Here is a 14,447-nt window from a genome sequence, read left to right as displayed (position 1 = left end):
AGGTCTGATCCATTCGCTGACCGGTCAGCGCGTAGCGGCTATTGGATGCATCAGACACAGGAACAAATGTTGTTTGGGTAAGAGGTAAGCATTTCTGATCGATCGGTGTTGGCGCAAAGCAGTCGCTGAACGAAGAAAGCTCATCGCGACCGCTCAGCAACGTTCTTACTCTTCCCGAGCATTCTTTACCAAAAGTCCGTTGAGAAGCAGCTCGAGATGGGCGGCTCGGTAGCCTTTTATGTCGATGTCCATGCGCTCTTCGAAGATGATCCTCAGAACGGTCAGCGTCATCAGAGGCGCGATGACTAGTTCGGGGAAGGCAATGTAGTCGCTTTTCAGTTCGCCAGCGGCAGCGCCTTCCTTAACGAGTTCGACAATTCTGTCGATCAGGGGCTGGAAGACGTATTGTTCGTGCCGGGCGACGATGTCCGGGAACTTCTGGCCTTCTGCGATGATCAGCTTGAGGATTTCACGGTTCTGGTGGTCTTCGTCGAGATGATCGTAGAGGGCGTTTAGAAGCGACCTGATCTTCTCGGAAGCCGTGCCGGTGCGGGTGTCTTCACTTTTGACGATGTCGGCGAAGGATGTGGAGGCGTGGCGGATGGTGGCTTCGAAGAGGATTTCCTTGGTCTCGAAATACACATAGACCGTGCCCTTGGTGACGCCGACATGTTTGGCGATGTCTTCGACCCGGGTTGCGGCGTATCCGTGTCTGACGAACTCGGTAAAGGCCGCGTCCAGAATTTGAGCGGGGCGGAGCTGCTTCTGCTCGGCACGCGTCAGTTTTTTCCCCACCTTGGATTGGCACAGCTTAAACATCGGTGGTTGGCATTCCCTTCATTCGGCATCGACAGTTTCAACGCGGGTTACGATCACATCGATCCGTTCCTGCGCTATATCCCGTATTCCATCGCGCGTCGTTCTCTCAAATGACAGCGCTTGGGTGACATGTATCCGAAGTTATCATTGACTTTCCGGTCAGTCAAATATACGCATTCACGATATCTCCATCATAGGGTTCTGCCATGAAGCATATTGTGAGCGTTCTCCTGATTGCAGGCGCGGGTTTCCTGACGTCGTGCAGCCAACAGGAAGGCGAGCGGGAGGCGGAGTCGCGCCAGGTGCGGGTCGTTACCGTCAAGAGCGAACAGCTGACGACGGGCGGCGCGGTGACCGGTGAAATTCGCGCGCGTGTCGAAACCGATCTCTCCTTCCGCGTGGGCGGCAAGATCATCGATCGCAAGGTCGATGTGGGCGATCACGTCATGGCGGGGCAGGTGCTGGCGCGTATCGATGCGCAGGAGCAGCAGGCCGATCTGGCCGTCGCGCAGGCCAATCTGGAGGCTGCCACCGCACAGCGCATCCAGGCGGAATTGGCCTTTGCCCGCCAGCAGAAGCTTTTCGATACGCAGGTGACGGCACGCTCCGCTCTCGATCAGGCGCAGGAGGCTTTATCCACCGCTCAAGGCAGCGAACGTTCTGCCGAAGCGCAGCTCGGAACGGCCAAGGAAGCGCTGTCCTATACCGAGTTGAAAGCCGAGCGCGACGGCGTGATCACGGCGCGCAATGCGGAGGTGGGGCAGGTGGCGCAAGCGGCGTCCGCCATCTTTACGCTGGCGCAGGACGGACCAAGGGATGCGATTTTCGAAGTTGTGGAAACGCTGTTTCTCGGACGCCCGATCAAGCACGAGGTGACGATTACGCTTCTGTCGGATCCAACCAAGCAGGTGACGGCGAAGGTGCGCGAGATTTCGCCGACCATCGATGCTTCCACGGGCACGGTGCGGGTCAAGGTCGGGCTTCCAGGCGACGGGCAGATGCCGCTCGGCGCCGCGGTCAAGGGTGAATTCCAGTATGAGCCGCAGGCGGCGATCGTTCTGCCATGGTCTGCCATGTCCTCGAAGGATGGGAGGCCTGCTGTCTGGGTCGTCGATCCTGCCTCCTCAAAGGTTACGCTGCGCGTCATCGAAGTCGAGGACTACGAGACAGGACATTTCATTGTGAAGCAGGGTCTGAAGGAAGGTGAGATTGTGGTTTTCGAAGGCGCCAAATTCCTTCGCCCGGATGAAAAGGTCGCTCCCAAAGAGGTGGCATCGCGATGAACAAGGCTCATATTCTTACAGTGCTTCTGTCCGGCCTGATGCTTGCAGCCTGCAGTGAGGACAAGCAGGACGAGGCTGCGCCGCCGCGCCCGGTTTTGTCCGTCGTGGCCAAGGAAATGCCCGCCCATCCCTTGAGCTTCGCCGGCACGGTTTCTCCGCGCTTCGAAGCACAGCTCGGTTTTCGCGCACTTGGCCGTTTGACGTCGCGCACCGTTTCGGTTGGCGATATCGTCAAGCAGGGTGACGTGATCGCGACAATCGACCCGACCTCGCTGGAGCTTGCGGTGCGCAGCGCACAGTCGGATCTTTCCAATGCGCAGGCGCAGCTTCGCAATGCACAGAGCACGCAGCAGCGCCAGTTGCAGCTTGCCGAAACCCGCTCCGGCACCCGCGCCGCACTCGAAGAGGCGGAGCAGGGGCTAAAGACGGCGGTCGCTTCTGTCGCGCGTGCCGAGGCCAATCTCAACAAGGCCAATGAGCAGCTCGGTTACGCACAGCTGACGGCGGAGTTCGATGGTGTGGTGACGGCAACATCCGCCGAGTTGGGGCAGGTCGTGACCGTCGGCCAGGTGATTGTCACGATTGCCAAGCCGGATGAGCGGGATGCAGTCATCGACGTACCGCAGTCGGTGGCCGAGCAGTTGAAGCCCGGAATGCCCTTCCAGGTGGCATTGCAGCTGGACCCGAAGGTGCGCGTGCCCGGCACGGTGCGCGAAATCGCCCCACAGGCGGATGCGGCGACCCGCACGCGCAGAACCAAGATCGCGCTCAGCAATCCGGGTGAAGCCTTCCGTCTCGGTGCGGTCGTCACGGCCTCTGCCAGCGCTGCCGATCAACCAACGCTGATGCTCCCCGCAACTGCGATCCGCAGCCGCGACAACCAGACGGCTGTGTGGATCGTCGATGAAGCCGCGGCCAAGGTTACGCTTCGTCCCGTCGTGGTAGACGGCGAACCCAATGCCTATGGCTATGTCACTATCAAACAAGGCGTTTCGCCGGGCGACCGCGTCGTGGTGGCCGGTGTCAACACGCTTGAGGACGGACAGTCGATCCGCGTCGATCAGGAGCTCGCACAGTGAAAAAGTTCAATCTCTCCGACTGGGCGCTCGAGCACCGCTCGCTCGTCTGGTATTTCATGATCGTCTTCCTGATCGCAGGCGTGTTCTCCTATCTCAATCTGGGCCGCGAAGAAGATCCGAACTTCACCATCAAGACGATGGTGATCTCGGCAGCGTGGCCGGGCGCCACGGCCGAAGAGGTCAGCCGCCAGGTGACCGACCGGATCGAGAAGAAGCTGCAGGAGCTGGAATCGCTCGATTATACCCGCAGCGAAACGACCGCCGGCAAGACAACCGTTTTCCTCGAGCTGCTGCCCACGACGAAAGCCAGGGACGTGGAGCCGACATGGCGTCGCGTCCGCAACATGATTTCCGACATTCGCGGCGATTTTCCCTCCGGCGTGCAGGGGCCGTTCTTCAACGACCGCTTCGGCGATGTTTTCGGCAACATCTTCGCCTTTACCAGTGACGGTCTCTCCCAGCGCCAGCTGCGCGATCTGGTCGAGGATGCGCGCTCCAAGATCCTGACCATTCCCAATGTCGGCAAGGTGGATATTATCGGGGCGCAGGACGAAGCGATCTATCTGGAGTTTTCGACCCGCAAGATCGCAGCGCTTGGCATCGATCGCCAGTCGATCATCACGACACTTCAGGCGCAGAATGCGGTGACCCAATCCGGCTTCGTCACCGCGGGGCCTGAGCGCATCGCCATTCGCGTCGGCGGGCAATTCGCCTCGGAAAATGCGCTGGAGTCCATCAATCTGCGCGTCAATGACCGCTTCTTCCCGCTGACAGACGTGGCCACCATCCGCCGTGGTTATGTCGATCCGCCAACCGCGTTGTTCCGCTATAACGGCACGCCCGCCATCGGACTTGCGATCGGCATGCGCGCGGGCGCAAACCTTCTGGAGTTCGGCGCGGCGGTGGACGAGCATATCAAGGCCATCGTCGCAGATCTGCCCATCGGCGTGGATGTTCACCGCGTTTCCGATCAGCCTGCCGTGGTGGAAGAGGCGGTGTCCGGCTTCACCCGTGCGCTGTTCGAAGCGGTCGCCATCGTTCTCGTCATCAGCTTCATCAGCCTTGGTTTTCGCGCCGGTCTGGTGGTGGCGGTGTCCATTCCGCTCGTGCTGGCCATCACCTTCGTCTATATGGAGTTCAGCGGTATTTCGCTGCAACGCATCTCTCTCGGCGCCTTGATCATCGCACTCGGGCTTCTGGTCGACGATGCGATGATTGCAGTGGAGATGATGGTGGCGCGGCTGGAGGCCGGGGATAATCTGCGAAAGGCCGCCACATACGTCTACACCTCGACTGCCTTTCCGATGCTGACGGGCACGCTCGTCACCGTCGCGGGCTTCATCCCGATCGGTCTGAACAGCAGTGCGGCGGGCGAGTTCACCTTCACGCTCTTCGTCGTCATTGCGGTGTCGCTGCTTGTCTCGTGGATCGTCGCGGTTCTCTTCACCCCGCTTCTCGGCGTCGTCATGCTGCCCAAGCAGATGAAGGGGCATCATGAGGGCAAGGGCAGGTTTGCGCGGATCTTCTCCAGCCTGCTGCAAACGGCCATGCGTTGGCGCTGGGTGACCATTTTGCTCACCATCGCCATCTTCGGCGTGTCGGTGGGCGGCATGGGCCTGGTGCAGCAGCAGTTCTTCCCAAGCTCCGACCGGCCCGAACTGATCGTCGACTGGAACTTGCCGCAGAACAGCTCGATTGCAGAAACCAACCGCCAGATAGCGCAGTTCGAGCGCGAGAAGCTCGCCAATAACGCGGATATCGACCACTGGACGACCTATGTCGGTCAGGGTGCGCCCCGCTTCATTCTGTCCTTCGACGTGCAGAGCCAGAATGCGTTTTTCGGCCAGACCATCATCGTGTCGAAAAGCCTCGAGGCACGCGACCGCATTCGAGCCGATTTCCAGAAATATCTGAATGAGACGTTCCCCGGCACCGATGCCTTCGTAAAACTGCTCGATATCGGCCCGCCGGTCGGAAAGCCGGTTCAGTATCGCATCAGCGGCCCCGACATTCAGAAAGTGCGCGATATCTCGATGCGGTTTGCAGGCGTCGTCGGCCAACACCCGCTGCTGACCAACATGATCTATGACTGGAACGAGCCGTCCCGCGTGGTCAAGGTGGATGTGTTGCAGGACAAGGCCCGGCAGCTCGGCGTCAGTTCCGAAGATATCGCCACCGTGCTGAACTCCATCGTAGAAGGGGCAAGCGCCACGCAGGTGCGCGACGACATCTACCTCGTCGATGTGATCGGGCGTGCGGCAGCCGATGAGCGTGGCTCCATCGAGACGCTGCAGAACCTGCAAATTCCAGGTTCCGGCGGAAAGCTCATTCCGCTCTCGGCGGTGGCAAATCTGCGCTACGATGTGGAGCAAGCCATGATCGCATCACGCGATCGCATTCCGACGATCACCCTGAAGGCGGCGATCAAGGGTCCAACGCAGCCGGCCACAATCGTGACCGCGCTTCAGCCGCAGGTCGACGCCTTCATCAAGACGCTGCCGGTGGGCTACAAGATCGAGATCGGCGGGTCGGTGGAATCGAGTGCGGAGGCGCAGGGGCCGATTGCAGCCGTCGCGCCCTTCATGCTCTTTGCCATGGCGACGATCCTGATGATCCAGTTGCAGAGCTTCAGCCGTCTGTTCCTGGTCTTTGCGGTGGCGCCCACCGCACTCATCGGCGTGGTGGCGGCGCTGCTTCTCAGCAACGCACCGATGGGCTTCGTCGCGATCCTCGGCATTCTGGCGCTGATCGGTATCCTCATTCGAAACTCGGTCATTCTCGTGGTGCAGATCGAAGACCTGCGCAAGGAGGGCGTGCCCGCCTGGCAGGCGGTGATCGAGGCGACGGAACACCGCATGCGCCCGATCATGCTGACGGCGGCGGCAGCGACCTTGGCGTTGATCCCGATCTCGCGCGAGGTGTTCTGGGGCCCGATGGCCTATGCGATGATGGGTGGTATCGTGGTCGGCACGGTGCTGACGCTGCTCTTCCTGCCTGCACTCTACGTGGCCTGGTTCCGGATCAAGCCGGAGGAGAAGAAGGCTGAGCCGGATGCGACGGCAGAAGGCGACGCCAAGCCTGCATGACGAAAGAGCCCTGCCATCGATCGACTGGCGGGGCCTTTTTTCTCGTTTCAGGTTTATGGCTTCGGCTGAACGGCTCGGAAAAAGCGGCTGAAGCGCTCTTGGGCTACGGGGCGAAACCCGGCCGGTCGTCAACCTCGGGCTTCACCCGAGGGTCCATATGCTCACGTGCTTGACAGTGGGACCGTGGATCTCGCCTCAAGGGCGAGTATGACAGCGAGGCGAGCTTCAAGGTCACGTGAACCGCGTGACGGATGCAATCCTGCTACCTCATAGCGTAGAGTAGGCGAGAGGCGAATAGTCCCCATCGCTCGTCGTTGCGGTCCCTACGCCATTGAAACGGCAGAGACCTTACGAGGCGCCAGCGCCGCGCAGGCGGGCAGCGCCGTCGACGCCGGGTTTGTATTTGGGGTCCAGGCGGGCGGCGTGGCTGTAGGATTTATACGCCTTGTCTCTCTCGCCGCGTCGCTCATAGACCAGTGCCTGGTTCGCCCAGGACTCCGCCAGATCGCCGTCCAGCGCGATGGCGTGGTTGAAATCGGCAAAGGCGTTTTCGTCGTCGTTCAGCGCGATGTATGAAATGCCGCGGCCGTTATAGGGCTCGGGCGAATTGGGCGAGAGCGAGATGGCCTTGGAAAAATCTTCGATGGCCTGGCTGTGCTGATTGCGCAGCTGATAGATCAGGCCACGGTTGTGATAGGCGCGGCCATCGGTCGTGTCTGTGTTGATGGCGGCGGTGAAATCATTGAAGGCTTCGTTGGTGCGGCCTGACTGGCGGTAGAGATTGCCGCGACCGATCAGCGCCACGTCATAGTTCGGGTTGATCTGCAGCGCGCTGTTGTAATCCTGAAGCGCCTGCTGCTGCTGGCCCATATTGCGGTAGACGAGCGCGCGGTTGGCATAGGCCTGATAGAAGCGCGGGTTAATCTGGAGGGCCTGATTGAAATCGGCAATGGCGCGTTTGGAGTCACCGGCGCGGCCGTAAGCCGATCCGCGAACGTTGTAGCCCTCCGGGTCCTGCGGGTTCGCGTTGATGACCGAGGTCAGCGAGGCGATGTTCTGCTCGGAGCCTTGAGCGCGGTCGATCTGGAAGACGTCGCTCGTGGGGGAGGTGGTGGCGCAGCCGGCAAGAGCCGCAACCATGCCGCAGAGGATGAGGGTGGAGGAGAGCCGCATGGTTTTTCTCTGAGATACGCCGTGGAAGAGGGCGAAAGGACGTCTGGATTCACGGATATCAACAGCGTTCATACGATATGGGTTCCCTCTCAAGGCCATTCATGCAGCCACAAACTCAAAGAGCGGCGGCGAATAAATCGCCCCCGCCCCATAAGCATTCAAAAACGTCGAAAAGACGGCCTATCAGCGGCCAGTGCGCGGACCGGCGATCAGACCTTCACGCTGCATGCGCTTGCGAGCCAGCTTGCGAACGCGGCGAACGGCTTCAGCCTTTTCGCGAGCGCGCTTCTGCGAAGGCTTCTCGTAGTAATCGCGCATCTTCATTTCGCGGAAGATACCTTCGCGCTGCATTTTCTTCTTGAGAGCGCGAAGCGCCTGATCAACGTTGTTATCGCGGACTAGTACCTGCACGTGAATCCCGTTCCTTTAGCTTGGTTATCTTGCCATGCGAATAAAGGCATTCGCAGGCAAACAAAAAATCGTTCGTGTGGCCGGCTGGCCGCGCGATTGGTGAGGTGCAATATCAGATCGTTTCCCTGAAGTCCAGCCGTTAACTGTATCTCCAAACGAAAATACAAGGGGTGTCGCGAAAGTTATGACCCATGTCAAAACATTCATGTCGCACGTCGCAAAAGGAACACTGTCATGTTCTTTGATTTGTCATGTTCGGGCCTCAGCCGGAATAATCCAGCCTGTCTTCAGGGAGTTGCTTGCGAATGCGCAAATTTTCTGTTTTTGCCGTGGCTCGCGAGGCAATGCGAGCCCACAAGGGATGGGATGCTCAGTGGGCTTCTCCCGAGCCGCGCAAGGAATATGACGTCATCATCATCGGTGGCGGCGGCCATGGTCTCGGTGCCGCTTATTATCTGGCCAAGGAACATGGCATCACCAACATCGCCGTTCTGGAAAAAGGCTGGCTCGGCGGCGGCAATACTGGCCGCAACACCACCATTATCCGCTCGAACTATCTCTATGAAGAGAGCATGGATATGTACGAGCATTCCCTCAAATTGTGGGAAGGCTTGAGCCAGGATCTGAACTACAACGTCATGTATTCGGCGCGCGGCGTGATGATGCTGTCGCACAATGTGCATGACCAGCAGTCCTTCAAGCGCCATATCAATGCCAACCGTCTCTACGGCATCGACAATGAATGGCTGACGCCGGAACAGGCCAAGGCCTATTGCCCGCCGCTCGATATTTCGGCGAACGCCCGCTACGCCATCAATGGTGCTGCCCTGCAGCGTCGCGGCGGTACGGCCCGTCACGATGCGGTGGCCTGGGGTTATGCCCGTGCGGCATCCGATCGCGGTGTCCACATCATCCAGAACTGCGAAGTGACCGCGATCCGTCGTGGTCCGGATGGTGCGGTGACGGGTGTAGAAACCAATCGCGGCTTCATTGGCGCCAAGAAGATCGGCGTATCGGCTGCCGGTCATTCCTCCGTCATCATGAAGATGGCCGATGTGCGCGTACCGCTTGCCTCCAACCCGTTGCAGGCGCTGGTCTCCGAGCCGCTGAAACCCATCTTCCCCTGCGTGGTGATGTCCAACACCGTGCATGCCTATATCTCGCAGTCCGACAAGGGCGAGCTGGTCATCGGTGCCGGTACCGACCAGTACAACTCCTACTCGCAGACCGGCGGCTTGCAGATCATCACCCATACGCTGGATGCCATTTGCGAGCTCTTCCCGATCTTTCGCCGTGTGAAGATGATGCGCCAGTGGGGCGGCATTACCGACAACACACCGGACCGTTCGGCGATCCAGAGTGTCACGCCGGTTCCGAACCTCTTCGTCAATTGCGGATGGGGTACTGGCGGCTTCAAGGCGACCCCTGGTTCGGCGCATCTCTTTGCGCATCTGATTGCGCGTGGCGAGCCGCACCGGCTGGCGGCGGGGCTGAACCTCGACCGCTTCCGCACCGGACGCTTGATCGATGAAGCGGCAGCTGCGGCGGTTGCCCATTGAAAATACCAGCCGCTCTTCTTGCTGCTGCGTCTATGGCCTCTGCGGCCGATGCCGGTCCGGTTCTTCCAGAGGCTGGCGATTTTCGGGTGCAGACCATTCGCAAGGTGCAGGGAGAGGAGAACTGGCCGTTTTTGGCGCAGGAGGGCTTTTTGATGTGCGCTCCAAGCCTTGGCCAGAGGCTCGTCTATTTCGTGCCGAAAGGCCCGGACGGCGAGAATGAATATCCCGTCGCGCTCGACAGCAATCTTATGTCGATGGCGGTGGTCAATATGGGGCGCGGCAATGCGTTTCGTCCCTATGCGAATTTTGAAGAACTAACGAACAGGCTCTCCCCCTACATCACCATGGGAAAGCGCCTGTGTGACCAACCCGCCGGAACGGTGATTCCGGAAAGCTCTCTTTGAGGGAACATTATGCTGCTGATCCGTTGTCCATATTGCGAAGAAGAACGCTCTGAACTGGAGTTCCGCTGGGCTGGTGAGGCGCACATCGCCCGCCCTGAAAACATTGCCGGAATTTCCGATGAGGAATTTTCTGAATACTTCTTCATGCGCGATAACGACAAGGGCATGGTCTATGAGCGCTGGCGCCATATCCATGGCTGCGGCCGCTTCTTCAACGCGGCGCGCCATTCCGTGACCGACAAGTTTTACCTGACATACAAGGCGGGCGAGCCGAAGCCGGATGAGGCTTCGCTTCTCTCCTCCAGCGAAGGAGCAGCCCGATGAGTGGCGCTTACCGTATCAAGGGTGCCGGCCGCCTGACGCCCGCTCGCACCGCCCGCTTCAACTTCGACGGCAAGAGCTACACCGCGCTTCAGGGCGACACGGTCGCCTCCGCACTTCTGGCAAATGGCGTGCACCTGATCGGCCGCTCGTTCAAGTATCACCGTCCGCGCGGATTTCTCTCCGCCGGTCCGGAAGAGCCGAATGCGCTGATCGACGTGTCGCGCGATGCATCGCGCCGCCAGCCGAACGTGCGCGCCACGGTGCAGGAGGTGTTCGACGGCGCGATCGTCTCGTCGCAGAACCGCTATCCGTCGCTGTCCTTCGATGTCGGTGCGATCAACGATTTCTTCTCGCCCTTCTTTGCGGCGGGCTTCTACTACAAGACCTTCATGTGGCCGAAGGCTGCATGGCACAAGCTCTATGAGCCGATCATCCGCCGCGCCGCGGGTCTCGGCAGTGCGCCGAAGCAGAGCGACACCGATCAATATGCCAGCCGTTATGCTCATTGCGACGTGCTGGTGGCGGGCGGCGGTGCTGCCGGTCTGACGGCGGCACTGTCTGCCGCGAAGACCGGTGCCAAGGTGATCCTGGTCGATGAGAACCCGACGGTTGGCGGCGCGCTGCGCTTCGAAAGCGGCACCGTGATCGACGGCAAGAACGGGTATGACTGGGCGCAATCGGTTCTGGCCGAGCTGAAGGCCATGCCGAATGTGGAAGTTCTGACCCGCACCACCGTCTTCGGTTACTACAACCACAACTTCATCGGCCTTGCCGAGCGCGTGACCGATCATCTGGCAAGCCCTGCGCTGCATGAGCCGCGCGAGCGCCTTTGGCAGGTGCGCACCAAAAAGGTGATCATGGCAACCGGTGCCATCGAGCGCCACATGGTGTTTGCCAATAACGACCGCCCCGGCATCATGCTGGCCTCTGCGGCACGCACCTATCTCAACCAGTATGGCGTGGCCGTTGGACACAATGTCGGCGTCTATACCGCGCATGACAGCGCCTATGAGGCGGCCTTCGACTTGAAGCGTGCCGGTGTGAAGATCGCAGCCATCGTCGATTGCCGTCCGAACCCGGACCAGAAGCTTCTGGATGAGGCGCGTGCGCTTGGCATCGAAGTGCTTGCCGGTCACAGCGTCTACGATACGGCGGGCCGTCTTCGCGTCACCTCCATGACGGTTGGCCGCAATGGCGGTTCGGGCAAGCGAAAGATCGCTGTTGATGCGCTGATCGTGTCTGCCGGCTGGACGCCATCGGTCCATCTCTTCTCGCAGTCTCGCGGCAAGCTGAAATATGATGCGGCCAACCAGCGCTTCCTGCCGGATGTGCACGTGCAGGATGGCGTTTCCATCGGCGCCTGCAACGGCACCGACGATCTCTCCGCGCTGCTTGCCGAAGCGGCTGCGTCTGGCGGCGGCGAGGTTGCCATCTCCGGCAGCAACGCCAACACCTGGACGGGCGGCATGATCGGCGCTGCCGAAGGTGCGGGTGCCGACCACAGCGTCAAAGCCTTTATCGATTTCCAGCACGATGTCTGCGCCAAGGATATCCGCCTTGCGGTGCGCGAAGGCATGCACTCCATCGAGCATATCAAGCGCTTCACCACCAACGGCATGGCCTCCGACCAGGGCAAGATGTCCAACATGCACGGTCTTGCCATTGCATCGGAAGCGCTTGGACGCGATCTGCCGAAGGTCGGTCTCACCACCTTCCGCGCGCCTTACACGCCGGTGACCTTCGGTACGCTGGTCGGCCATTCGCGTGGCAAGCTGTTCGACCCGGCCCGCAAGACGCCGATGCATGCCCTGGAAGAAGCAGAAGGTGCGGCCTTCGAGGATGTCGGCAACTGGAAGCGCGCCTGGTACTATCCGCGTGCGGGCGAAGACATGCATGAGGCGGTCAACCGCGAGTGCAAGACGGTGCGCGAAAGCGTTGGCGTCTTCGATGCCTCCACGCTCGGCAAGATCGAGGTTGTCGGCCCGGATGCGGCGAAGTTCCTCAACCTGCTCTACACCAATGCCTGGGATACGCTCAAACCCGGTCGCTGCCGCTATGGCATCATGACCCGCGAAGATGGCTTCGTCTATGATGACGGCGTTGTCGGTCGCATGGCGGAAGATCGCTTCCACGTGACGACGACGACGGGCGGTGCGCCCCGCGTGCTGCACCACATGGAAGACTATCTGCAGACGGAATTCCCGCATCTCAACGTCTGGCTGACATCGGCCACCGAACAATGGGCGGTGATCGCGGTGCAGGGACCGAAGGCCCGCGAGGTGATTGCGCCGCTGGTCGAGGGTATCGATCTGTCGCCCGAAGCCTTCCCGCATATGGCGGTGGCGGAAGGCAAGATCTGCGGTGCGCCGACGCGTCTCTTCCGCGTGTCGTTTACCGGCGAACTCGGCTTCGAAGTCAACGTACCTGCCGATTTCGGCCCGGCCGTGTGGCAGGCCATTGCCGAGCGGGCGAAAGCCGTCGGCGGCTGCCTTTATGGCACCGAGACAATGCACGTGCTGCGCGCCGAAAAGGGCTACATCATCGTCGGCCAGGATACCGATGGCACGGTGACGCCCGACGATGCGGGCCTTGGCTGGGCCGTCTCCAAGAAGAAGACGGACTTCGTCGGCATTCGCGGTCTGCAGCGTCCGGATCTGACCCGCAGCGGTCGCAAGCAGCTCGTCGGTCTGTTGCCGAAGAACGCGCATGAGGTGCCGGAAGAGGGCGGCCAGATCGTCGTCGATCCGAATGCGCCGAAGCCGATGACGATGCTTGGTCACGTCACATCGTCATACTGGTCGGAAAATCTCGGTCGCGCCATCGCTTTCGGTCTGGTGGCCGATGGCCGGGCGCGGATGGGTGAGACCCTTTACATTCCGCTTGCCGACAGGACGATTGCAGTCGAGGTGGCGGACATGGTGTTCTTCGACAAGGAAGGAGGCCGGATCAATGGCTGATTTGGCGACAGCAAAGCGTACATTCGTTCTCGATGGCGTCCATGGCGGTTCCGCCGGCACCTCCATCAAGCCTGCGGCACCGGCCTACCGGCTGGTGCTGCGCGCGCGGCCAGAGGCGATCGAAGCGGTATCTCAGGCGCTCGAACTTGCCCTGCCGACACGCCCGAAAACGTCTGCGACTTCGGGACTGCGCTCGGCCTTGTGGATCGGCCCGGATGAGTGGCTGGTCATCGACCAGGGCGAAGCAGACCTGATGGCAGCCCTTTCCGGCACCACGGGCCTCTTCTCCGCCACCGACGTCTCGCATCGCAACCTCGCAATCATCGTTTCCGGCCCCGGCGCGGAAACGACGATCAATGCTGGCTGCCCGCAGGACCTGTCGCTCGCCGCTTTTCCTGTGGGTGCCTGCACCCGCACGGTGTTCGGCAAGGCGGAAGTCATTCTGCTGCGCGTGACCGATGACACGTTCCGCGTGGAGTGCTGGCGTTCCTTTGCCGAATATGTGTTCGGTTTGCTGGACGAGGGCTCGCGGGACGCTTGACTTTCGCGCCGCCTATCACGTCACCTAGACATGGATCCTCGGGTTAAACCCGAGGATGACGAGATTGGGTTTGGATGTCCCATCCAGGCAGCCCTTCGGTGTTGCTTCTCCTATTGCCTCGTTCCAAGCGCCAGACGGCAGGCGAGCCCCGCAAAAACTGTCGCGAGCAAATATTGCGGCAGCTTGGGAAAGCGGCGGATGCCGGAGAGACGCTGGCGGATATTGCTGCCAAGCAGGATCACAGCACCATTTACCACAAAACCGACGCCGTTCAGGATCGTGGCGAGGATCAGCATCTGGAGAATGAGCGCACTGCCATCCGGACTGATGAACTGCGGGAAGAGCGCGAGCACAAAGAGCGCCATTTTCGGGTTGAGGATGTTGGTGGCGAGCCCTTCCAGGAAGATGCGTCTGGGAGAAAGCCGCTTCAGCCCGGCAGACGGCGCAAAGGCAGCGCCTTGTGAGCGCAAGGTTTTAACCGCCAGATAAAGCAGATAGGCGCAGCCTGCCCAGCGGACGATTTCGTAGGCGACCGGTACCGTCAGAAACAATTGAGAGAGGCCCAGGGCCGCAGCAATCGCGTGGCAATAGGTCCCCGCAGCTATTCCGGCATAGGTCAAAAAGCCTGCGGACCGGCCCTGGCTGACGCTGCGAGAAGCGATCAGCAGCATATCGGGACCGGGTGTTGCCGTCAGCACCAGGGCTGCGGCGGAAAAGAGCATGAGGGTCGGGAATTCCGGCATGGTATTTTCCTTTTGAAAATGAGGCCGGAATTCCGATCTATCATGGGCGGCGCAGATAGCAAGTGCCG

12 protein-coding genes are annotated in these 14,447 nt (G+C 60.5%); 8 read left to right on the top strand and 4 right to left on the bottom strand.

The window, feature by feature from the left end; genetic code table 11:
* Positions 1–165 precede the first annotated feature (165 nt).
* Positions 166–819, bottom strand: a complete 654-nt coding sequence (locus QZ862_RS17955; protein WP_296101230.1) for a TetR/AcrR family transcriptional regulator — start codon at positions 817–819, stop codon at positions 166–168.
* Between the two features lie 206 nt (positions 820–1,025).
* On the opposite strand from QZ862_RS17955, the gene QZ862_RS17950 reads away from it, so the two are divergent.
* Genes QZ862_RS17950 through QZ862_RS17940 form a run of 3 tightly spaced genes read left to right on the top strand, consistent with a single transcriptional unit; the run spans position 1,026 to position 6,267 of the window.
* Positions 1,026–2,102 carry an efflux RND transporter periplasmic adaptor subunit gene (locus tag QZ862_RS17950; RefSeq protein ID WP_296101229.1) on the top strand — a complete coding sequence of 359 codons (1,077 nt, stop codon included), beginning with the start codon at positions 1,026–1,028 and terminating at the stop codon, positions 2,100–2,102.
* A complete protein-coding gene (locus QZ862_RS17945; RefSeq protein WP_296074453.1) occupies positions 2,099–3,181 on the top strand; it encodes an efflux RND transporter periplasmic adaptor subunit in 1,083 nt (360 codons plus the stop codon). Before QZ862_RS17950 ends, QZ862_RS17945 begins: the two co-directional genes overlap by 4 nt.
* Complete coding sequence (locus QZ862_RS17940; protein ID WP_296074457.1) at positions 3,178–6,267, top strand: efflux RND transporter permease subunit; 3,090 nt, start codon at positions 3,178–3,180, stop codon at positions 6,265–6,267. The genes QZ862_RS17945 and QZ862_RS17940 overlap by 4 nt, the downstream gene beginning before the upstream one ends.
* 348 nt (positions 6,268–6,615) lie before the next feature.
* Here QZ862_RS17940 and QZ862_RS17935 read toward each other — a convergent pair whose 3' ends face one another.
* Both QZ862_RS17935 and rpsU read right to left on the bottom strand, forming a co-directional pair.
* Positions 6,616–7,440 (bottom strand): tetratricopeptide repeat protein, encoded by an 825-nt coding sequence (locus tag QZ862_RS17935; protein ID WP_296014480.1) that lies wholly within the window; start codon positions 7,438–7,440, stop codon positions 6,616–6,618.
* 183 nt (positions 7,441–7,623) lie between these two features.
* Entirely contained in the window at positions 7,624–7,851 is a 228-nt protein-coding gene (gene rpsU / locus QZ862_RS17930; RefSeq protein ID WP_296014350.1) for a 30S ribosomal protein S21, read from the bottom strand.
* Between the two features lie 305 nt (positions 7,852–8,156).
* Between rpsU and QZ862_RS17925 the strand changes: the two genes are divergently transcribed.
* From QZ862_RS17925 to QZ862_RS17905, 5 genes are read left to right on the top strand one after another with little or no spacing between them, the layout of a single operon-like run.
* On the top strand, positions 8,157–9,410 hold the full coding sequence (locus QZ862_RS17925) for a sarcosine oxidase subunit beta family protein (protein WP_112520933.1): 1,254 nt from the start codon (positions 8,157–8,159) through the stop codon (positions 9,408–9,410).
* The gene (locus tag QZ862_RS17920; protein WP_296074460.1) at positions 9,407–9,814 is read left to right on the top strand and encodes a hypothetical protein; all 408 of its coding nucleotides are present in this window, start codon (positions 9,407–9,409) and stop codon (positions 9,812–9,814) included. Before QZ862_RS17925 ends, QZ862_RS17920 begins: the two co-directional genes overlap by 4 nt.
* 9 nt (positions 9,815–9,823) lie before the next feature.
* A complete protein-coding gene (locus tag QZ862_RS17915) occupies positions 9,824–10,138 on the top strand; it encodes a sarcosine oxidase subunit delta (protein WP_113261852.1) in 315 nt (104 codons plus the stop codon).
* The gene (locus QZ862_RS17910) at positions 10,135–13,095 is read left to right on the top strand and encodes a sarcosine oxidase subunit alpha (RefSeq protein ID WP_296101228.1); all 2,961 of its coding nucleotides are present in this window, start codon (positions 10,135–10,137) and stop codon (positions 13,093–13,095) included. The genes QZ862_RS17915 and QZ862_RS17910 overlap by 4 nt, the downstream gene beginning before the upstream one ends.
* The gene (locus tag QZ862_RS17905; RefSeq protein ID WP_113261854.1) at positions 13,088–13,636 is read left to right on the top strand and encodes a sarcosine oxidase subunit gamma; all 549 of its coding nucleotides are present in this window, start codon (positions 13,088–13,090) and stop codon (positions 13,634–13,636) included. The genes QZ862_RS17910 and QZ862_RS17905 overlap by 8 nt, the downstream gene beginning before the upstream one ends.
* 110 nt (positions 13,637–13,746) lie before the next feature.
* Here QZ862_RS17905 and QZ862_RS17900 read toward each other — a convergent pair whose 3' ends face one another.
* Positions 13,747–14,379, bottom strand: a complete 633-nt coding sequence (locus QZ862_RS17900; RefSeq protein ID WP_296101226.1) for a LysE family translocator — start codon at positions 14,377–14,379, stop codon at positions 13,747–13,749.
* Between the last annotated feature and the right edge of the window lie 68 nt (positions 14,380–14,447).

It is taken from the genome of uncultured Agrobacterium sp., from assembly GCA_913777615.1.
In the GTDB taxonomy this organism is placed as follows: Bacteria; Pseudomonadota; Alphaproteobacteria; order Rhizobiales; family Rhizobiaceae; genus Agrobacterium.
The sequence above is the reverse complement of the archived record's forward strand: the minus strand, read 5'-3'. Positions and strand labels throughout refer to the sequence as shown.